At 72.3% G+C, this 21,115-nt stretch carries 17 protein-coding genes; 10 read left to right on the top strand and 7 right to left on the bottom strand.

The window, feature by feature from the left end; all coding sequences use genetic code 11:
- From MNY62_RS03050 to MNY62_RS03020, 7 genes are all read right to left on the bottom strand, one after another.
- On the bottom strand, positions 1–600 hold the full coding sequence (locus MNY62_RS03050; RefSeq protein WP_242342622.1) for a PilN domain-containing protein: 600 nt from the start codon (positions 598–600) through the stop codon (positions 1–3).
- Between the two features lie 2 nt (positions 601–602).
- Positions 603–1,658: a type IV pilus assembly protein PilM gene (gene pilM / locus MNY62_RS03045; protein ID WP_242342621.1), complete on the bottom strand. Its 1,056-nt coding sequence runs from the start codon at positions 1,656–1,658 to the stop codon at positions 603–605.
- Between the two features lie 55 nt (positions 1,659–1,713).
- Positions 1,714–1,923 carry a helix-turn-helix transcriptional regulator gene (locus MNY62_RS03040; protein WP_242342620.1) on the bottom strand — a complete coding sequence of 70 codons (210 nt, stop codon included), beginning with the start codon at positions 1,921–1,923 and terminating at the stop codon, positions 1,714–1,716.
- A gap of 266 nt (positions 1,924–2,189) precedes the next feature.
- A complete protein-coding gene (locus MNY62_RS03035; RefSeq protein WP_242342619.1) occupies positions 2,190–3,563 on the bottom strand; it encodes a sigma-54-dependent transcriptional regulator in 1,374 nt (457 codons plus the stop codon).
- A gap of 46 nt (positions 3,564–3,609) precedes the next feature.
- Positions 3,610–4,755: a sensor histidine kinase gene (locus tag MNY62_RS03030; protein ID WP_242342618.1), complete on the bottom strand. Its 1,146-nt coding sequence runs from the start codon at positions 4,753–4,755 to the stop codon at positions 3,610–3,612.
- 3 nt (positions 4,756–4,758) lie between these two features.
- On the bottom strand, positions 4,759–5,790 hold the full coding sequence (locus MNY62_RS03025; RefSeq protein WP_242342617.1) for a prepilin peptidase: 1,032 nt from the start codon (positions 5,788–5,790) through the stop codon (positions 4,759–4,761).
- A 4-nt stretch (positions 5,791–5,794) separates the two neighbouring features.
- Positions 5,795–6,748, bottom strand: a complete 954-nt coding sequence (locus MNY62_RS03020; RefSeq protein WP_242342616.1) for an ABC transporter ATP-binding protein — start codon at positions 6,746–6,748, stop codon at positions 5,795–5,797.
- Between the two features lie 265 nt (positions 6,749–7,013).
- Between MNY62_RS03020 and MNY62_RS03015 the strand changes: the two genes are divergently transcribed.
- From MNY62_RS03015 to MNY62_RS02970, 10 genes are all read left to right on the top strand, one after another.
- The gene (locus tag MNY62_RS03015) at positions 7,014–7,622 is read left to right on the top strand and encodes a type IV pilin protein (RefSeq protein ID WP_242342615.1); all 609 of its coding nucleotides are present in this window, start codon (positions 7,014–7,016) and stop codon (positions 7,620–7,622) included.
- Positions 7,623–7,693: 71 nt separating this feature from the next.
- Positions 7,694–8,605, top strand: coding sequence for a tetratricopeptide repeat protein (locus tag MNY62_RS03010; RefSeq protein WP_242342614.1), 912 nt, complete (start codon positions 7,694–7,696; stop codon positions 8,603–8,605).
- Positions 8,602–9,363 carry an ABC transporter permease gene (locus tag MNY62_RS03005; protein WP_242342613.1) on the top strand — a complete coding sequence of 254 codons (762 nt, stop codon included), beginning with the start codon at positions 8,602–8,604 and terminating at the stop codon, positions 9,361–9,363. Before MNY62_RS03010 ends, MNY62_RS03005 begins: the two co-directional genes overlap by 4 nt.
- A gap of 29 nt (positions 9,364–9,392) precedes the next feature.
- Positions 9,393–11,123 (top strand): tetratricopeptide repeat protein, encoded by a 1,731-nt coding sequence (locus tag MNY62_RS03000; protein ID WP_242342612.1) that lies wholly within the window; start codon positions 9,393–9,395, stop codon positions 11,121–11,123.
- A 40-nt stretch (positions 11,124–11,163) separates the two neighbouring features.
- Entirely contained in the window at positions 11,164–12,897 is a 1,734-nt protein-coding gene (locus MNY62_RS02995; RefSeq protein WP_242342611.1) for a tetratricopeptide repeat protein, read from the top strand.
- A 167-nt stretch (positions 12,898–13,064) separates the two neighbouring features.
- A complete protein-coding gene (locus tag MNY62_RS25625; protein WP_332842098.1) occupies positions 13,065–13,700 on the top strand; it encodes a pilus assembly FimT family protein in 636 nt (211 codons plus the stop codon).
- An 8-nt stretch (positions 13,701–13,708) separates the two neighbouring features.
- Positions 13,709–14,290, top strand: coding sequence for a type IV pilus modification PilV family protein (locus MNY62_RS02985; RefSeq protein ID WP_242342610.1), 582 nt, complete (start codon positions 13,709–13,711; stop codon positions 14,288–14,290).
- Between the two features lie 5 nt (positions 14,291–14,295).
- Positions 14,296–15,549, top strand: a complete 1,254-nt coding sequence (locus MNY62_RS02980) for a PilW family protein (RefSeq protein ID WP_242342609.1) — start codon at positions 14,296–14,298, stop codon at positions 15,547–15,549.
- A gap of 10 nt (positions 15,550–15,559) precedes the next feature.
- On the top strand, positions 15,560–16,063 hold the full coding sequence (locus MNY62_RS02975; protein WP_242342608.1) for a type II secretion system protein: 504 nt from the start codon (positions 15,560–15,562) through the stop codon (positions 16,061–16,063).
- Between the two features lie 15 nt (positions 16,064–16,078).
- Complete coding sequence (locus MNY62_RS02970; RefSeq protein WP_242342607.1) at positions 16,079–21,100, top strand: pilus assembly protein; 5,022 nt, start codon at positions 16,079–16,081, stop codon at positions 21,098–21,100.
- The last annotated feature ends 15 nt before the right edge of the window (positions 21,101–21,115 follow it).

Raw genomic sequence — 21,115 nt, 5'->3', positions numbered from 1 at the left:
CTAACCCTTCCTCCCGGCTGCGCTCGCCTTCGCGCCGGGCGGCGGCTCGGGCGGCGCGGCGTAGGCGACCGACGCCGTCAGCGAGAAGTCGACCACGCGGAAGCCGTTCTCGAGCCTGGCCGAGGTCTTCTTCAGCTCCACGTTCCGGAACTGGGTCGAGCCCTTGAGCGCGGCCATGAGCTCCGAGACGTCGTCGATGGTGGCGGCGGTGCCGTCGAGCGTGACCGCCCCCGCCTTCTCGTCGAGCTTCCTCAGCCAGAGCCGCTTCGGCGTGAGCGTCGCGAGCTCGTCGAGCATCTTCACCGGGCCCGTGCGCGCCGTCTTGAGCTGCTCGAGGATCTGCAGCTTCTCGCGGAGCTGCGCCTGCTGCTCCTTGATGTTCTTGACCTCGCCGATGATCCGGTCGAGCTGCGCGATCTCGTCCTTGGTCCGCTTGATGTTCGCCAGCTTCATGGCGAGCGCATCGGCGCGCGAGGCGGCCCACAGGTAGTTGAGGACGATGCCCAGCACGAGCACGAGCGCGAACAGGAGGAGCTGCTGCTTGCCGGCCTCCTTCTTCTTGGAGACGCGGGCCGCCGGGAGGAGGTTGATCCGGACCATGGCTACTTGTCCCCCGCGCTGCGGAGCGCGAGCCCGACGCCGACCGCCACCGACGGCCCGGCGGCGATGATGGCGCTCGTGTCGAACCTGCGGCTGTCGACGTCCACGTTCCTGAACGGGTTCAGGAGCTCGACGTGCACGCCTGCGCGCGCCTCGAGCACCTTCTGCAGCGCCGGGATGCGCGCCGTCCCGCCCGACACGAAGACGCGCGCGATGCGCGCGTCGCCCGAGGTCGAGGCGAAGAAGTCGAGCGAGCGCTGGATCTCGCCGCCCATCTGCTCGGCCACCGCCTGGATCACCCGCTCGACCTCCTGCGGGACGACCGCGTCGGTCTCGCCCTGGCCGCCGATCTTGAGGGCCTCGGCCTCGTCGTAGGAGATGTTGAGCTGCTTCTGGATCTCCTCGGTGAAGGCGTTCCCGCCCATGGTGATGTCGCGGGTGAAGGTCGTCGCGCCACCGGAGAGGATGTTGATGTTCGACACCGCCGCGCCGACGTTGATGAGGACCACCGTCTGACCGTCGAGGTCGTAGTTCGCCTCGTACGCGTTCTGCACCGCGAACGCGTCCACGTCGACGACGGTGGCCGTGAGCCCGGCCTCCGCGCAGACCGACATGTAGTCGTTGATCATGTCCTTCTTCGCGGCGACGAGCAGGACGTCCATCTGGCCGGCGGCGTTGGCCTCGGGCGAGAGGATCTGCGTGTCGATGTTCACGTCCTTCACGTCGAAGGGGATGTACTGCTCCGCCTCCCACTGGATGGACTCGTCGAGCTCCTCCTGCGTCATCCGCGGCATGGAGATCTTCTTGATGATGACGGAGTGGCCGCCGATGCCGATGGCGACCTCCTTCGTCTTCACCTTCTGCTGCGCGACGAGCTCCTGGATGGCGCTGACGATCGCGCCCGAGTTCATGAGGGCGCCGTCCACGATCGCCTCGGGCGGCAGCGGCGCGGTCCCGAACGCCTGCAGCGCGTACCCGCCCTTCTTCTCCTTGAGCTGGACGAGCTTGACGCCGGACGAGCCGATGTCGAGGCCGACGGCGAGCTTCCTCTTCGCCATGGCGGTTCCCTTCAGGCGACGGCCGGGCGGCGCCCGGCGTCCGGTTGACGGTAGGTCACGCGCGCCCTCCGCGGCCGCGTGCGAAGACCTTGAAGCGATCGGAGGGCGTGAGGCCCAGGGCGAGGATGATCTTGCGCTGCGTGTCCATGCGGCAGTCGAGGCCGCTCTCGATGCGCGCGACCGTCAGCGGAGACACCCCGGCCATGCGCGCGAGCTCGGCCTTCGTGAGGAGCTGCTCCTCGCGCAGCCGCCGGACATTGTTCACGGCGCGCCGGTGCGCGTCGGCTCGCTGTCTGGACGGTCGGGCAGGCATGCGAGCGCACGCTAAGCCAAGGCCGATGAAGGGATCAAGAAAGCGACCTGTGCGCGTATCGGCAGGTGTGGGGAAAGGATGCGCCTCCGAGATCGAGTGATATCTAATTGATAGCTTTCACTCGTCGTGCGTGCCGGGATCTTGACGGGCGGGGGAATGGAGGGCCGCGTCCAGCGCGCGGCGACCTCGACCTCGACCTCGACCGAGCGCGAGCGAGGCTACCCGAGCCCGTAGTCTCTGATCTTGTAGAGGAGCGCCCGGTACGAGAGCTCGAGCAGCTCGGCCGCCCGCGTCCGGTTCCCGCCGGTCCGCTCCAGCGCGGCGCGGATGAGCTGCTCCTCCACCGCCCGGATGGCGCGCTTCACGGACAGGGAGTCGTCCGGCAGCGCGACCGGCGGCGCCGCGCGGGCCGCGCCGCCGCGGACCGCGTCCGGCAGGTCTTCCTCGCCGATGACGGCCCCCTCCGCGAGCACGACCGCGCGCTCGACCACGTGCTCGAGCTCGCGGACGTTGCCGGGCCAGCGGTGCGCCCGGAGCGCCTCCTCCGCCTCGGGGGAGAACGACATCCCCGCGAGCTCGGGGCGGAGCCGCCCGTAGCGGGCGAGGAAGTGCGCGGCGAGCGCGGGGACGTCCTCGGGGCGCTCGCGCAGCGGCGGCAGCCGGACGCCGACCACGTTGAGCCGCCAGTAGAGGTCCTCGCGGAAGCGGCCGTCGGCGACGGCGCGGGCGAGCTCGCGCGCGGTCGCCGCGACGACGCGCACGTCCACCTTGCGCGCCCGCGTGTCGCCGACCGGGCGGACCTCCTCCTCCTGCAGGAAGCGGAGGAGCTTGACCTGGAGGTGCAAGGGCAGCTCGCCGATCTCGTCGAGGAAGAGCGTGCCGCCGTCGGCCTCGGCGGCGAGCCCCTTCTTGTTGCGCGACGCGTCGGTGAACGCGCCCTTCACGTGGCCGAAGAGCTCGGACTCCAGCAGCTCGCCCGGGATGGCCCCGCAGTTCACGGCGACGAACGGGAGGGCCGCGCGCGGCGAGCGCTCGTGGAGCGCGCGCGCGACGAGCTCCTTGCCGGTCCCGGACTCGCCCTCGAGCAGCACCGTCGTCTTCTGAGGCGCGACCTTCGCGACCTGCCGCAGGACGCCCTGCATCGCCTCGGACGCCCCGACGATCGCCTCGGGTCGGTACTCGGCCGCGAGCTCGGTGCGCAGCCGCCGGTTCTCGCGGGCGAGCCGCTCGCGCTCCTCCGCCTTGCGCAGGACGAGCAGCACCTCGTCGGGCTTGAAGGGCTTCGACAGGAAGTCGTAGGCGCCCGCCTTCATCGCCTCGAGCGCCGCGTCGTGGGCGCCGTAGGCGGACATCACGATGACGGTCAGCTCCGGCTCGCGCCGCTGGATCTCCCGGAGCAGCGCGAGCCCGTCCATGCCTGGCATCCGAACGTCGGTGAGGACGAGGTCGTACTCGCGCAGCTCGAGCTCGCGGAGCGCGTCGCCGGCGCTCGCGACGGCGCGCGCCTCCCGGCCGTGATCCGTCAGGATCACGGAGAGCAGGTGGCGCATGGAGGGCTCGTCGTCGACGACGAGGACGCTGCGGAACGTCACGCGCGCACCTTATCACGCGTCCACCACGCCCCCCGGCCACGGTCCTTCACCCCTCGGCGCCGCCCGCCGCCGCCCTGAGCCGGAGGACCACGCGCGCGCCCCCGCCGGGCGGGTTCTCGGCGCGGATCTCGCCGCCGAGCGCCTCGACGATGCCGCGGCAGATCGCGAGGCCGAGCCCGGTGCCCTGCCCCGCCGGCTTGGTCGTGAAGAAGGGCTCGAAGACGCGCGGCAGGTCCGCGACGGCGAAGCCCGGGCCGCGGTCCTCGACGGCGAGCTCGATCACCGCGCCGTCCTCGCGCGCGCTCACCCGCACCGCGCCCGCGCCGCTCATCGCGTCCCCCGCGTTGAGGAGCAGGTTGAGGAGCACCTGCGCGAGCCGCTGCTCGTCGGCGAGGACGGGCGGCAGCTCCGCCGGGACGTACTCCGTCACCTCCACCGCGCGGAAGCGCGGCTGCGCGCGCGCGAGGCGGAGCGCCGCGTCGAGCGGTCCGCGGACGTCGACGGGCCGCACCTCCGGCGCGCTCGGCCGCGCGAGATCGAGCAGGTCGCGGACGATCCGGTCGATCCGCGCCGTCTCGGCGGCGATGCGCTCGGCGAACTCCGAGGCCTGGGCCAGCGCCGCGGGGCCGCCATCGCGCAACCGCGCCCGCGCGAGCTCGGCGTAGCCGGAGATCGCGCCCAGGGGGTTCCCGACCTCGTGGGCGATCCCCGAGGCGAGCTGGCCGGCGGTGGCGAGCCGCTCGGCGCGTACGAGCGATTCCCGCGCGTCCAGGAGCGCCGCGTTCGCGCGCTCGAGCTCCCCCACCTTGTCCGCGAGGCGGACCCGCTCCTCCGAGAGCGCACCCGCGAGCCGCTCGAACGCGACCGCCGCGCCGGCGACGCCACGGCCCTCCGGGGCGGCGCGCTCGCCGGGAGGCGCGAGGAGCGGCAGCGCGTCCGCGCGCGCGTCTGCGCCGAGCCGCTCGGCCGCCCCGAGGAGCCGATCCACGGGGCGCGCGACCGCGCGGAAGAGGAGCACCGCCCCGAACGTGAGCCCGGCGCCGGCGCCCGCGAGGACGACGAGCGCGAGCGCGAGCGGCGTGAGCGCGCCGCGCGCGGCGAGCGGGAGCCCGGCGGCGAGGACGACCGCGGCCGTCGCCGCGCCCGCCGCGGCGAGATCGAGGAGGAGGACGGGGCGGACACCCGGGCGCATGGCTCAGCGGAACGCGCCGAGCGCGGGGAACGCGCGCGCGAGAAGCGCGGCGCCGTAGAGCCACTCGAGCGCGCCGAGCGCGAGGAACGGGCCGAAGGGGACCGCGTTCCTCGGCGGGATCCAGTCCTCGTCGGCGGAGGGGTGCTCCGCCGCCGGGGTGGACTGGCCGTCGCCGGGCCCGGGGGGTGCCGCAGCCGTCGCGTCCGGCTCGGCCTCGGCCTCGGCCTCGGCCGGCGGAAGCTCGGCCAGCGGCGCCTCGAGCCGCGGCTCCGCCTCGCCACCGGGGGCCTCGCCCTCGGCTGGAGCGACCTCAGCGCCCGGAGACAGTGGCCGCTCACCGGTCTCGCCCTTCCCGAGCAGCACGAGCGCGATCCCGACGACGCTCCCCTGGACCGAGGCGAGCAGCACGACGGGGAGGAGGGCCCCGAGCCCGAGCCACGCGCCCAGCCCGCCGAGGAGCCAGACGTCGCCGAACCCGAGCGCCTCCTTCCGGAGGACCTTCTCGCCGCCCCACGAGAGGAGCGCGAACGTGCCCCAGCCGGCGGCGGCCCCCCGCAGCGACGACGCGAGCGACGGCGCAGGACTCCAGCCGAGGGCCGAGGCGAGCACGCCCGCGCCGAGGAGCGGCCAGGTGATGGCGTGCGGCAGGAGCCAGGTGTCGAGATCGATGAAGGCGAGGGCGAGGAGCGCGAGGACGAGCGCCAGCTCCGTGCCGGCGTCGGCCGAGACGCCGTGGCGGCGCCAGGCGAGGTAGCCCGCCGCGGCCCCGAGGAGCTCGACGAGCGGGTATCGGATCGAGATGGGCAGCGCGCAGCCGCGGCAGCGCCCCCGCAGGACGAGCCACGAGAGGACGGGGACGTTGTCGTACCAGGCGATGGGCCTGCCGCAGCGCGGGCAGCGCGACCCGGGCCGGACGATCGAGAGGCCGGCCGGGACGCGCGCGATGACGACGTTGAGGAAGCTCCCGAGGACGGCGCCGAGGACCGTGAACCAGGCGGCGGCGAGGACGGGCGGGACGCTCGCGTCGGGGGGCATCGGGCTAGGAGGCCTTGCGCGCGGCCACGGGCGCCGGCGCGGCCTGCGTCTCCGCCAGCCGGCGCACGAAGAAGTCCTCGAGCGTGTCGCGATGCGGGGTGAGGGAGAGCACGCGCCCGCCCGCGTGTACGATGGCCGTGACGGCCGCGTCTGCGTGCGCCTCGTCGTCGAAGGCGACCGTGAGCCGGTCGGCGTCGGCGCGGACGATGCGGCCCGGTGAGAGGACCGGCGCCGCGGCGGGCGGGACGAGCGCGGTGAGCTCGACGGAGCGGACGTTCGCGGAGAGGAGGTCCTCGAGCCGGCCCACGTCGCGGAGCTTGCCACCGAGAATGACGCCCACGCGATCGCAGAGCGTCTCGACGTCCGGGAGGATGTGCGTCGAGAAGAAGACCGTCTTGCCCTGGCGCTTGAGGGCCAGGATGAGGTCGCGCATCTCCTTGCGTCCGACCGGATCGAGGCCGCTCATCGGCTCGTCGAGCACCACGAACGCCGGATCGCCGACGAGCGCCTGGGCGATCCCGAGCCGCTGCTGCATGCCCTTCGAGTACTTGCGGATCTGCCGGCCGGCGGCGTCGGCGAGGCCGACCATGCCGAGGAGCTCGTCGCAGCGCCGGTCGCGCTCGGCCGCGGAGACGCCGGAGAGGCGGGCGAAGAAGCGGAGCGCCTCGCGCCCGGTGAGGAAGTCGTAGTAGGCGGGGTGCTCCGGGAGGTAGCCGATGCGCCTCTTCGCGCGCGCGCTGGGGATCGGGGCGTCGAAGATGAAGGCGCGCCCGCTCGTGGGATAGATGAGGCCCATCAACATCTTGATGGTCGTCGTCTTGCCGGCGCCGTTCGGGCCGACGAACCCGAAGATCTCGCCCTCGTCGACGGAGAGCGTGAGGTCATGGACCGCCTGCACGCGACGGCGGAGGAAGCCGGCGGCGAACTCCTTGGAGAGCCCCTCGGTGCGCAGGATCATCGCGCGCATGATCGACGCCCGCCGGGATGGTGTCAAAGGAGCGGGCTTCCGCTCCCAGCTGACGGAAAACGTCAGCGCGCCTGACCCGCTGCCGAGGAGCGGCAGCGGCGTGAGGCGAGCGCGCCTCGTCCTTCCGGGCGGTTGCACGCGACCCGGGGCGTGGCACCGCCCATGCTTGAGGGGGCAGGCAGCCGGGCACGCTCGGCCCATCGGTCGGCCGCGGGCGACCTGGCTCGCACTCCGACGTACCTCAGGGAGGCTTCACATGAAGAAGGTTGCGAAGGGCTTCACCCTCATCGAGCTCATGATCGTCGTGGCGATCATCGGCATCCTCGCCGCGATCGCGATCCCGAACTTCCTCCGCTACCAGCTCCGCGCCAAGTTCAGCGAGCTGAAGGAGAACGTGGGATCGGTCTTCAAGTCGGAGGAGGCGCTGCGCCAGGGCGAGCGCGAGCTCGGCGGCGTCGCCGGCCAGTACTACGCGCTCGGCACCCTCCCCGCCGACGGCTGCACGCCGGGCACGACGAAGCAGCCGTGGACCGCGGCCGCGCTCTCGACGGCGCAGCAGATCGACTGGGTGATCGAGGGCAACACCTACGGCTGCTACCACATCGGCACCTCGAGCTTCACGGCCAACACGAGCGGCATCAACCTGACGGTGTTCGCGGAGTCCGACATCGACGGCGACCTCGCCGGCGGCGGCTCGAACGCGTGCGTCGTCCTCTACAAGCCGACGCTCGGCTCCGATGGCGCGCCCACCACCACCCCCACGGCGGCGACCTGCGCGGTGACGGGTGCGACCACGCCGGACGGCTCGAGCCCGCCCTACGGTCAGGCGGTCACCGTGGGCGCCTCGGGCGACCAGATCTTCTAAGCAGCGCAGCTCGACCGTATACTGGGCGGCGTCTTCCAGCGGGAGACGCCGCCTTCTCTTTCCCCCCACGCATGCGCCGGAGCGTCTCCCTCCTCTTGTTTGCGGTCGCGCTCTCCGCCGGGACGGCGGCGGTGGCGCGCCGCATCGACGCGGGCGCGGCGCGCATCTACGACGTCGCCTTCGTCCCGTCGTCGAACGCGATGCGCTGGCTCTCCCTCGGCCATCCGACCCTCGTCGCGAACCTCAACTGGCTGCGCACCGTCCAGTACGTCGGTGAGCCGCGCGGGGACGAGCGCGGCTGGGATCGGCTCCGTCCGCTGGCCGAGCTCGTCACCGACCTCGACCCGAAGCACGGGTACGCCTACCAGGTGACCGGCAATCAGCTCGCGAGCGCGGGCCTCATCGCCGACTCGAACGCCATTCTCGAGAAGGGGTTCGAGAACGTCCCGGATCGCTACATCCTGCCGTTCCACCGGGCGGTGAACGCCTTCCTCTACGAGGGCGACTACGCGCTCGCCGGCCGGTACTTCGAGCGGGCGGCGCGCACGCCGGGCGCACCCGCCCACCTGCGCGACTACGTGCTCGCGATGTACGTCAAGGGCGACGCTCCGGGCGCGGCGATCTCGTTCCTCGAGCACCTGTACGCGCGCGCGGAGGACGACGAGACGCGGCGCGCGCTCGAGAAGCAGCTCGCCCAGGCCCACCTCGAGCGCGACGCCGCGAGGCTCGAGGCGGCCGCGGAGGCGTACACCCGGCAGATCGGCGTCCGCCCGATCACGCCCGTGCAGCTCGTCATGGAGGGGCTCGTGAGCTCCCTCCCCGCCGACCCGTTCGGCGGCGAGTACTTCCTCGACGAGGCCGGCCGCGTCCACTCGACCGTCCACGAGCGCCGGTTCGAGAGGCCCGCCGGGGGGGCCGCTCGCACGGCGGCGATGTACGAGGCGCAGGGCCGGCTCAAGGCCATGGAGCACGCGCAGCCATGATGAACGTCGTTGCCATCGGTGCCGTCACCGTCCGCGAGGCGCTCCGGCGGAAGATCCAGGTGAACCTGCTGCTCTTCGCGCTCCTCCTCGTCGTGGCGAGCTTGCTCGTGTCCTCGCTGACCATCGGCGACACCCACCGGATCGCGAGCGACCTCGGCCTCACCGCCATGGAGGTCATGGGATCGCTCACCGCGATCTTCCTCGGCGCGAGCCTCGTCGCGGGCGACGTCGACCGCCGCGTCCTGTATCCGGTCGTCGCGAAGCCGGTGTCGCGCTCCGAGTACCTGCTCGGCCGCTACGTCGGGCTCGCGGGCACGCTGTGGCTGAACCTCGCCGTCATGGCGCTCACCCTCTCCGCGCTCCTCGTCCTGGACGCGGGCTCCTTGCGGCCGATCGACGGCGCGCTCCTCGCCGCGTTCGCGATGCTGGGCGTCCAGTTCCTCGTGGTCGCCGCGGTGGCCCTCCTCTTCTCCTCCGTCACGACCCCGACGCTCGCGGCGATCTTCGCCCTCGCCATCACGATCGCCGGACACCTCTCGAACGACCTCCGGACGCTCTGGCACGGCCCCGGCGCACGCCTGGGCAAGGCCATCTGGTACCTCCTCCCGAACCTCTCCGCGCTCTCGCTCAACGAGCAGGTCATCTACCGCACGCCACCTGCCGTCGCGTCCTGGGTCGCGTGCCTGTACGCGGCGCTCTACGCCGGCGCGGCGCTCGCGATCGCCGCCACGGTGTTCGAGCGGCGCGACTTCCGCTAGCGCCCGCCGCGGGCGCGAGGAGCCTCCGAATGGACGCCTTCCCCGAGCCCACCGCCGCGGGAGCGCTCCCCGCGCGTCCGCCGCGATCGCTCGCGCACGCGGCCGCGCTCGTCGCGCTGGCGGCCCTCGCCGCGGCGGCGTACGCCAACGCGCTCGGGGGCGCGTTCGTCTTCGACGACGTCGAGCAGATCCGCGACGCCCCGCTCATCCGCGACCTCGCGAACTACCTCGGGAGCGGCGCCGGGTACCGCGCCATGCCGAACCGCTGGGTGGGCTACCTCACCCTCGCCCTGAACCACCGGCTCGGCGGTCTCGAGGTCACGGGCTACCACCTGTTCAACGTCGGCGTGCACGCCCTGAACGGCGCGCTCGTCTACGCGCTCGTCGTCCTCACGTTCCGTGCCGAACGCCTGCGCCGCTCGTCCCTCGCCGGCTCGGCGCCGGTCATCGCGCTCGTCTCGGCCGCGCTCTTCATCGTCCACCCGATCCAGACGCAGGCCGTCACGTACGTCGTCCAGCGCTTCACGTCGCTCGCCACCCTGTTCTACCTGGCGGCGGTCGTCCTGTACGGTGCGTGGAGGCTCCGGCGCGAGCGCGGCGAAGGCGGCCCTAGCGCCGCCGGCCTGTACGCGGGCGCGCTCGCCTGCGCGGTGCTGGCGATGCGGACGAAGGAGATCGCGTTCACGCTCCCGTTCGCCATCGTGCTGTACGAGCTCGCGTTCTTCGGACCGGCCCGGCGGCGCTGGACGCTGCTCCTCCCGTTCATCGCGACCGCCGCGATCATCCCGCTCACGAACGTCGACCTCGGCCTGCGCGTCGGGGAGACGATGGAGCGCGCCGCGAGCGCGACTCGCGTCCAGACGGCCGTCGGCCGCCTGGACTACCTGCGGACGGAGATCGCCGTCGTCGTCACCTACGTGTCGCTCCTGCTCCTCCCGATCGGGCAGAGCGTGGACCACGAGTACCCGATCTACACGTCGTTCGCCGCGCCCGAGGTGGCGCTCTCGCTCGCGGTGCTCGCCGTCCTCGCAGCCTGCGCAGGGTACCTGGCCTGGCGAACGCGCCGGGACTCGCCACGCCCGCTCGATGGCGCCGCGCGGCTCGTCGCGTTCTGCATCGGCTGGTGGTTCCTGACGCTCTCGGTCGAGTCGAGCGTCATCCCGATCGTCGACGTCATCAACGAGCATCGCGTCTATCTCCCATCGGTCGGGTTCTTCGTCGCGGCCGGCGTGGGCATCGCGCTCCTGGGCCGCCGGCTCTCGCCCGAGCGGCCCCTCCGCGCGGCGCTCGTGGCCGGGGCGCTCCTCGCGGCGGTCCTCGCGGTGGCGACGCACCAGCGAAATCTCGTCTGGACGGACGCCGTCTCACTCTGGGCAGACGCAGCCTCGAAGGCGCCGGGCAAGGCGCGCCCGCACCACCTGCTGGGAGCCGCGCTCGTGGAGCAGGGGCGCCGGGTCGAGGCGCTCGGGCCGCTCCGGCGAGCGATCGCGCTCGACCCCTCGCTGCCGTGGCCGCGGGAACAGCTCGGCGCGACGCTGCTCGCGCTCGGGCGGGCCGACGAGGCAGAGCCCGAGCTGAGGGAGGCGCTCCGGCTGCGGGGCGACTATCCCGAGGCCGCGTTCAACCTCGCGGTGCTGCTCTCCCGAACGGGCCGGACCGGCGAGGCGAAGGACTGGTTCCGGCGCTTCCTGGACGTCGCGCCCGCGGCGTACAACCCGCGCGCGCGTGCGCTCGCCGAGGCGCGGGTGGCGGGTCCGTGAGCGCCTCGCACGGCGCACCGAGCACCCGACGGAGGGCACGATGACGACCGCGCCTGCGCAGGTCCCGCCCAGGGCCGGAGGCGACTGGCCTCGCGCGCCCGGCGCCGTCGTCGCCCTGTGCGCGCTCTGCCTCGTCGCCTACGCGACCTCGTTCGACGGACCGTTCGTCTTCGACGATGTCCGCATCATCGCGGACAACCCGCTCCTCCGCGACCTCCGGAACTATCTCCCGGGCGGCGCGGGATACCGCGCCCTCCCGAACCGGTACCTCACGAACCTGACCTTCGCGCTGAACTACCGGGCGGGCGGGCTCGCCGTCGGCGGCTACCACGCGGTGAACGTCGCGATCCACCTGGCGAGCGCGCTGCTCGTGCGCGCGCTCGTGCTCGTGCTGTTCCGCACCCGGCGCCTCGCCGCGTCCTCGCTCGCGCCGCAGCGGGAGGCGATCGCCTTCGTCGCCGCCGCGCTCTTCGCGACGCACCCGATGCAGACGATGGCGGTGACGTACATCGTGCAGCGGGCGACCTCGCTCGCGACCCTGCTCTACCTCGCGAGCGTGGTCTCCTACGGCGCCTGGCGGATCCGTCGGGAGGAGGGACGCTCCGCGACGGCGGCGGACGCCGCCCTCTTCGCGGCGCACCTCCTCGCCGCGGGCCTCGCGATGCGCGCGAAGGAGATCGCCTTCACGCTGCCGTTCGCGGTCGTGGCCCTCGAGCTCTCGTTCTTCGAGCGACGCAGGCGCTGGCTCGTGCCGCTCGTGCCGGTGCTCGCCACCGCGCTCATCATCCCGGCGACGCTCCTCGCGCGCGCCCCCGGCACCGCGGGTGCGCTCGCGCAGCTCGGAGCGGCGACCCGCGTCGAGACGACCCTCGGGCGGGCGGACTACCTCACGACGGAGATCGCGGTCGTCGTGACGTACCTGTCGATGTTGCTCCTGCCGGTGGGGCAGAGCGTCGATCACGATTACCCGGTGCACCGCTCCCTCGCGGAGCCCGAGGTCGCGGTGTCGCTCCTCGCCCTCGCCCTGCTCGCCGGGCTGGCCGCGTTCCTGTTCTGGCGGACCTCGCCGCGGCGCGCGCGCCCGCTCGACCCGGGCGCGCGGCTCGCCGCGTTCGGCATCGGCTGGTTCTTCCTCGCGCTCTCGGTCGAGTCGACGCTGATCCCGATCCTCGACGTGTTCAACGAGTACCGGGTGTACCTCGCCTCGGCCGGCCTGTTCCCTGCGGTGGCGCTCGGGATCACGCTCGCCGCGCGCCGCGTCGCGCCCGAGCATCCGGGCCGCGCCGCCCTCGCCGCCGGGACGGCGGTCGCCGTCGTCCTCGCCGCGGCGACCGTGGTCCGCAACGGCGCCTGGGACAGCGCGACCGCGCTCTGGGCGGATGCTGCCGCCAAGGCGCCTCGGAAGGCGCGCCCCCACCTGAACCTCGGCACCGCGCTCCTAGAGGCCGGCCGACCGCGCGAGGCGATCGCGCCGCTGCGGCACGCCGTCGAGCTCGACCCGGCCTCGGCCTGGGGTCACGCGCAGCTCGCCGGGGCGCTGCTCGCGACGGGGCATGCTCGGGAGGCCGAGCCGGAGCTCCGCGAGGCGCTCCGGCTGAACCCGGGCGACGTCGAGGCGAGCTTCAACCTCGGCACGATGCTCTGGCAGTCCGGGCGCCGCGACGAGGCGCGCGGCTCGCTCGAGCAGTTCCTGCGCCTGGCCCCCGCCTCCTACGCCGGCGCGCGCCGGACGGCCGAGCGGCTCCTCTCGCAACCGCGCCCGTCGCAGCCCTGACGCTCGCCGCCGCGGAGGTGGTCGCGGGCCCCACATGCAAACAGTTTCCAGGCGTGCAACGAGTAGCGCCGCGCGCGCTCGGGCCGGCCCGGTCCCGCCGGAACCCCGCGCGACCACGAGGGGATCGCCCCCACGACGCAGGCCCGTCGCTTGCTTCGTGCTGACCCATGCGCCGGAGTCGCGGGTTCACGCTCATCGAGCTCATGTTGGTCGTCGCGATCATCGGCATCCTGGCCGTGGCCGCGATCAGCCTCTCCAGGGCGGCACAGCGCAACGCGAACCTCGGGAGCGCGACGTTCGAGCTCGCGCTGAAGCTGTCCGGCCTGAAGGCGCAGGCGCTCTCGGAGCAGGCCGACTACCTGCTCGTGCTCGTCGACGCGGCAAACCCGGCCGCGTGCGGCACCCTCTCCCAGACGAGCTGCACGCGGTACTTCATCCTGCGGAACCCCACGGCTGCCTGGACGCTGTCCGGCTTCACACCCGCGAGCCCCGCGGCGAACGCCGAGTACGTGGACGACGTCGCGATGCCCCGCGGCATCCGCCTGCACACCGCGGCGGCGGGATCGCCGCCTCCGCCGTTCAACGCGATCCCGATGTTCGACTCCTCCCTCACCGCGACGATCTCGGGGAAGAAGCGCTTCGCGTTCCGTTTCGGCCGGGACGGGCGGGTCTCCGCCGAGGGCGCTTCGAAGCCGGGCTACGCGTTCGCGCTGACCACGGACCTCGACTCGTCCGCGACCGACCACAAGGGCGTCGTCGTGGCCTTCCCCGCCGGGATCGTCCGCACGTTCCCGACGCACTAGGAGCCGCCATGCCCCTGTCCCGCCCGACGAGCTGCTCCTCGCGCAGGCCCGAGCACGGGATGACGCTGCTCGAGGTGATGGTGGCGCTCACGATCCTGGCGGTGGGCCTCCTCGGGCTGATGCAGCTCCAGATCTTCGGGATCACCTCGAACGCCGGCGCGCGGGCGCACACGACCGCGTCACAGCTCGCGACGGAGCTCGCCGGAGCGCTCGAGATGCTGCCCTTCGAGGATCCCCGTCTCTCCGGGACGGCCGGAGAGACGGCGCCCACGCCGTTCGGGCGGCTCCTCGGGGCCGACCTCTCCGGCGACGCCCTCCACACCTGGAGCGACACCTCCCCGGTCGCGGCGGCGCGCCTCGACGCGACGATCGAGCCCGATCCGCTCGACGCGTCGAAGCCCCTCTTCAGGCGGCGCTGGACCGTCTGGAACGCGGGAGCGAGCACCGCGAGCGGCGCGTCCGCGAGCAAGGTGATCGCGGTTTCGGTCATCTACCACGAGCGCGGGAACGCCACGCCGCGCGAGGTGGTCGTCCTGTCCCAGCGCTCGAACGCCGGGCTCGCGCTCTCCTACGCGGCGGCCTACCGGTGACCGACATGTGCTCCCGCTCCTCCGCGCGCGGCGTCACCCTCGTCGAGCTGCTCGTCGCGATGACGATCTCGTCCGTCGTGATGGTGGGGATCATCGCGACGGTCAGCTCCCAGCAGCAGGCCTATGCCGCCGGGCACCGGGTGCGTGCGGCGCAGGCGTCGGCCCGCAACGCGCTCCTGACCCTCGAGCAGCTCCTGCCCCGCGCCGGCTACGGCATGGCGCCGTCGCTCGCGTTCGACTTCGACCGCTACACGACGGGCCCCTGCCCCGCACAGCTCGAGTCCGGCGGCGCGTGCAAGCGCGACCGCACCGACGACTCCGACGAGCTCGTCTTCTACGCGCGGAACGCCTCGTACTGGCTCCCGCCGTCCGGGGTCGGCACGCCGACGGGCAGGACCTGGACCGTCACGACGGCGGGCGTCACGACGACGCAGGCGAACCTCTCCGTCCGCAACGGCGACAAGTTCCGCAAGGGCCAGATCCTCCAGATCATCTGCGAGGGTGCGAGCCAGTACGTCTACGTCACGGTCAAGACGAACACGGTGGCGACCGCGGCCGGCGCCTGGCCCGTCGAGCTCGAGACGTACGTCACCGCGGACCCGTTCCGCCGTCAGGACGCGGCGACCGACGACTGCTTCAAGGCGGGCACTGCGCGCGTCTACCAGATCGATCGCTACCGCCTCCACGTGCGCCCCGTCGCCGTGGGCGATCGGTTCGACCCGTTCCTGGTCCTCGATCACGGCGTCGACGTGGAGGGCAGCAGCGCCGGCGTAGACGCCGACGACGAGGAGTTCGTCGCCGAGGGGATCGAGTCCTTCCAGGTCGCGTACGTGCTCGCGAACGGCCAGGTCGTCGGCGCGACGCCGGGCACCGCGATCACGTTCGCCACCGCCGCGGCCCCGGGCTCGGCGACGACGACGAACACGATCACGAAGCTCACGTTCCCGGGCGCGGCCCCGGAGCCGGACGAGAGCATCTACTCGCCGACGAGCTGGTACCGCTACCTGGCGAACCCGCCCGACCCGGAGCGGCTCACGGACCATCAGGCGAACGTCCGCGCCGTGCGGATCTCCGTGGTGGCGCGCTCGCCGGATCCGGACCTCACGCGAGCCGGCACGCCGCCGATGCTGCGGCTGAACCAGTCCACGCCGGCCGCGTGGGCCGGCGCGGCGGACGCGAGGGACGGGTACGAGCGCGTCGCGTTCGAGGCCACGATCCCCCTCCCCAACATGCTCTCGCAGGGCATGGTGTTCTTCTAGGAACGTCTCCATGAGACCTCGCGCGACCCACCGCGGCAGCACGCTCCTCATCGCGCTCATCCTGCTCGCGGTGCTCTCCGTCGTCGGCGCCGCAGCGGTCCTCCTGTCGTCGCAGGAGCGCCAGAACGCCGCGGCCAAGTCCCGCGTCGACCAGCTCGCGGCCTGCGCCCAGGCGGCCCGCGCGAAGATCTGGGCCGAGATCGCGCGCTACGGCCCACGCTACCTCTCGAGCGAGAACCTCCTCTCGAGCCCGCTCCAGATCTCCGGCATCGGCACGCTCCAGGCGCCGGCGCACTACGGGACCACCGACAGCATGAAGGTTAACGAGGTCGTGCTGGCCGTGGACAACTCGGTGAGCGACGGCGCGCCGCCACCGCTCGTCGACCTCTCGAACCGCAGCGCCACGCCCGACGCGCTCACCTCCGGCCGCGCCTACCGCGTCGTGGCGCGCTGCACCGACGCGCGGAACCGCGAGCTCGAGGTCGAGTTCGCGATGCGCTTCGCCCTCTTCTAGCCACCGGAGCGTCGCATGACCCCCCGCACCTCCCACGCCCTCCGGCTCCTGCCCCTCGCGGTGGCGGTCGCCCTCCTCGTCCCGGCGGCGGACGCGCCCGCCGAGACGTGCCTCACCCCCGCGGCGGCTCGCGGGCTCGTCGCCACGAGCTACGTCGACACGCTGCTGAACGGCTCCGACCTCGAGGACGCGAGCTTCTTCACGGCCACGAGCGGCGTGCCGAACATCTTCATCCTGCTCGGGAACGCGACCTCGATGCGACGCCTGCCGCCGAACGGCCCCTCGACGTATCCCGGCACGCGCCCCCCGCTCGTCGACCCGACCGACAACACGGCGGGATTGAACGCGTACAACGCGGACTGCGACTTGATGGTGAACTGCCCGGTGATGGGCTGCGGGGACGACCCGGTGTCGTTGCCCTACGCGGGCAACGGTTCGCTCATCCAGTGGCTGCGCGATCGCACGTTCCAGCCGTCGTGCGGCGCGACGGTCACGGCGATGACGACCTTGAACTACGACTCGAGCAAGGACTACGCCGACGAGGGCAGGGCCTGCCCGTACTACTCGCAAGGCAGCAACGCGGTCGTGCCCGCGCTCGATGCGAGCCACCCCGGCGGCTACGACCCCGACTTCTACTGCGGCTCGACCGGCGACAACGTCGCCTGCGGGAGCAGGCCGAACCTCTTCGACAAGGAGCTCGTCTACCACGACACGAACGTGCAGGGGCCGACGGGGCTCCCCGCGAATGCCGCCGACGGCTGGGCCGCCCTGTCGGTGAACCCAGCCGCCCGCAAGAACGGCGCGATCCTGGCCATCGACAACTTCTGCAGCGGCCTGTACGGGAACGCCGACCAGGGTGCCCTGACCAAGACGAGCATCTGCGCGTCGTGCCTGCGGACCCGCGGCTTCTTCCTGGACGGACGCCAGTTCAGGGCCGCCGTCGACGGCGGCCCCGTCGTCAGCTACCCCTCGATCTACTTCACGGGCAACTGGCTCAACTTCTACCCGCCCAAGATCGTGATGGCCCGCAAGATCCTCAAGGACGTGGTCATGTCGAAGGTGAACGTGCGCATGGGCATCGCGCACTTCGGCGACACGGGCGCGGACCACACCTCCGGCCAGTGGCAGCCGCTCGCGCCGACCTGCGACATGCAGGACTCGAACTGGACCTCGTCGCGCAGCACCTACATCAACGCGATCAACGCGTTCCCGTTCAACAGGCCGGCCCCGCTCGCGCGCTCGCTCCTCGACGTCGGCCAGTACTACCACACGCCCGACCTGCCCTGGTTCGGGCTCGACACGACGTGGAACGCCAGCACCGGCTCGTCCGGCGGCGGGAGCGGCGGCTCCACGAACCAGCAGTCCATCTGCTACTCGTGCCAGGCGAGCTCGGTCATCGTGCTCGTCGATCGTGCGCCGGCCGCGACGGAGGGGAACACGCTCCCCGGCGGCAGCGTCACGGCGGACGACGTCGAGACGCAGTACGCCGGCGCCACGTCGACGGGCATCGTGGCGAACGCCTCGGGCGCGACGGGCATCCCGACGGAGCTCTGCGCCGACTGCGCCAAGTTCGACTCGTCCAAGGACTGGCTCAACAACCCGATCCGCGTCTCCTGGTACCTCCACAACTTCGACCTGCGGCGCAACAACGAGAACACCGAGGACTGCGCCCTCATGGGCGGCAAGCAGGGCCTCGACGTCTACACGCTCGGCCTGGGCGCGGAGGGTGACGCGGCGACCATGCTCCAGTCGATGTCGAAGATGGGCGGCGGGGCCTACGAGGCCGCCAACGACGCGCCGACGCTGAAGCAAGCGCTCGAGAACATGTTCATCAAGATCAGCGAGCGCTCCACCTCGTTCAGCGTGGCGACGGTCTCGACGCTGCAGACGACGTCGGGACAGTCGGTCATCGTCCCGCGCTTCGAGCCCGGCCCGCCGAACCAGCGGATGTGGCAGGGCCACCTGTTCCGCTATGAGCTGTACAGCGAGTTCATCAACGCGTGCCAGGAGACGGCGGACGGGACGGGCGCGGGCGACCTCGACTGCGACGGTAAGTGCATGAGCGTGTTCCTCATGGACAAGGACGGCGACTTCATCCAGGAGGACGGGATGGGCGCCTTCCGCAAGAACGACCCGCCCGACGCGGCGCCGTGCTACCAGGCCTCGGCGTGTTCGACGAAGGGCGGCGTCTGCGCGGTGGCCGGCACGGGGCTCGCCACCGAGTACTGGGACGCGCAGAAGGCGCTCCAGCTGTCGACCTGGCGCACCACGCGGAAGGTCTACGCCGTGGTGGACGACAAGGGCTCGGGCGGCTCGACCACGCCCGACGGCAAGATCGACGCGAACGACACCGTGTTCCGCCTCGAGCCCACCGACGCGGTCGCGACGAAGCTGCTCCCGTACCTCGCCCTCGAGAACGGCGTCTGCAGCCAGCTCGCGCTCAAGATCGGCGCGGCAGGCGACACGGCGACCGCCAACGCGGTCTCGGGGACGCGCCTGTTCTGCGCGAAGACACTCATCCGTTACGTCCTCGGCGCCGACGTGTTCAACGACAACGAGGCGAAGTCGGCGTCCGTCTGGCCCAAGGCCGCGACCGACGCCGGCCAGGACACGCTCCCGAACCGGCGCCTCATGCTGGGCGACATCTTCCACTCCGCGCCGGTCGTGATCGATCCGCCGCTGCCGCCGGACGGCGTGCTCTGCCCGAACGGCCTCCACAACCAGTGCCTCACCTCGCTCTGGGCGACGCCGGTCCCCGACGTCCTCACGACGGAGGATGCGTACGCGGGCTACGCCACGAGCTCCACGTACAAGAACCGCCGCAAGGTGGTGCTCGTCGGCGCGAACGACGGGCTCCTGCACGCGTTCGACGGCGGCGCATGGGCGAGCGGTGACGACACGTCGACCTCCGGCATCGACGAGCGGCTGCCGCCCTTCAACGGCTACTTCACCCGCGGCACGGGCGAGGAGCTCTGGGGCTTCCTCCCTCCCGACCTCCTGCCGAAGCTCGGCCTCCTCGCCCAGGGCCACCAGCTGTTCGTGGACGGCTCTCCCATGGTGCGCGACGTGTGGGCGGACGGCACCTCGAACGCGCTCGGGTCCGGCACGAAGGACGGCAAGAAGGCGAAGACGGAGTTCCACACCGTCGCGATCGTCGGCGAGCGCCGCGGCGGGACGCACTACTTCGCGCTCGACGTCACCGACGCCTCGAAGCTCCCGGCCGAGAACGCGGACGACTCCGCGGCGCCGAGGTTCCTCTGGATCTACCCGCAGCCGAGCGACCCCGAGTCGCTCGCGTTCGGCTCCACGTACTCGGACTTCCTGCCCATCGCGCCGCCGGTCGGGCCGGTGCGCATCAAGTCCGACTCGACCTCGAACGCTCTGTTCGGCGGACTTCCGCAGTCGACGCTCACCATGCCCGTCCCGGGAGCGACCGCCGGCACCACCTCCGACGTCCCCTACCACGAGCGGTGGGTGGCGCTCCTGTCGGGCGGCTTCGACCCTCAGTACGTCCGCGGGCGCGGCCTCCACATGGTGGACGTCTGGACCGGTTTCGAGCTGTTCGACTTCAGCCTGCCGACCTCCGGCTGCGGCGTCGCCAGCGAGGATCCGCGCTGCAATCTCAAGGCGCCGGTACCGGCGACGGCTGCGATGCTGACGTGGGGGAAGAACGCCCGCCGTCGCGAGGCGTCGCCCAACGAGGGCTACTTCGACACGGCCACCTTCGGCGACGCCAACGGCCAGCTGTGGGTCCTGCGCTTCAGCGATCCCGGCGAGCTCGACCCGACGACGAAGAAGGCCACGAACTGGTTCGGCGCGCGCGCCCTCCAGCTCCAGGCGTGCGCCGCCCAGCCGTTCTTCTACATCACCGCGAACGCCGCCATCCCGGGCGGCATCCTCCGCACCTTCGCCGGCACCGGGGATCGCTACAACCTCCTCGACCGCTTCGGCGGCACCTGCGGCCCGGACAACATCCGCGCCTGCGCGCAGCGGAGCTGCACCGTCACCGTGGCGGATGCCTCGAACTCGATCTGGTCCACCGGCCTCGGCAAGGAGTCCGGGAGCACCGCGCTCTCCACCTGCACGCCAGCGGCGACCCGGACCTATGTCGCCGCGCCCACCGCTTCGCAGTGCACCCTCTCCGCCCAGGCGAGGATCGCGATCGACTGCACGGGCTCGAACGACACCGAGAAGAACGTCAGCGTGACGTGCACCGACGGCGCGGATGGGCTGTCCTGCAGCCGCTCGGGCTCGAACGGCGCGACGGTCGACCTCGGCGACTCGACCGCGCCCATCCAGGACTACAACTGGTTCTTCTCGATCCGCATCTTCCAGGACGACACGCTGCGCCCGGTGTTCCGCACGCTGGCGGAGGCGAAGACGTACGACTCGAACCGGCTCACCCTCTCCGGCGTGGACGATGCGACCACGACGCTCGTGAAGATCGACGGCAACCCGCCGCTCCCCACCGCCACGCCGACGCCTCCGCCTCCGACGTACGCGACCGCGTCGGACCCGGGCTGGGCGCTGTACTACAACCACGACGGCTCGGTGACCGCGGACGACCACACCTATCCGGTGTCGCGCTACGACGAGCGCACCTCGTCCACGTCCGCGCTCTACCGGTGGCTCTCGTGGAACACCATCCAGACCGCGTCGGCGGCCGGCGTGGCGCGGAGGACCGGGTCGAGCTGCAAGGTCGCGAAGTGCACGGCCGAGAACCGGCGCGTCGCCTACCACTACGTCGTGGACCCGGTGCGCGGGAGCCCCGTCCTCGAGGAGGACGGCGCGAAGGTCTTCGCGCGGGCGCAGAACACGCTCGTGCCGACTATGGGCGATCAGGCCACCGTGTTCGTGAACCAGAAGGGCCAGGTGCAGGTCGGCCTCACCGCGGTCAACCCGGAGAAGGGCGCGACGAACGTGCCGACGGCGGTGAGCCGGGATCCGGTGCCGAGCTACGGCGTCATCCAGGTGTCGAGGGACCTGCACGCCTGCCGGCACTCCGAGACGGCGCCGGCGAGCGGCGTGTGCAAGTGACCCGCGGCGCGGCGC

It is taken from the genome of Anaeromyxobacter terrae, assembly GCF_022690685.1.
In the GTDB taxonomy this organism is placed as follows: domain Bacteria; phylum Myxococcota; class Myxococcia; order Myxococcales; family Anaeromyxobacteraceae; genus Anaeromyxobacter; species Anaeromyxobacter terrae.
The sequence above is the reverse complement of the archived record's forward strand: the minus strand, read 5'-3'. Positions and strand labels throughout refer to the sequence as shown.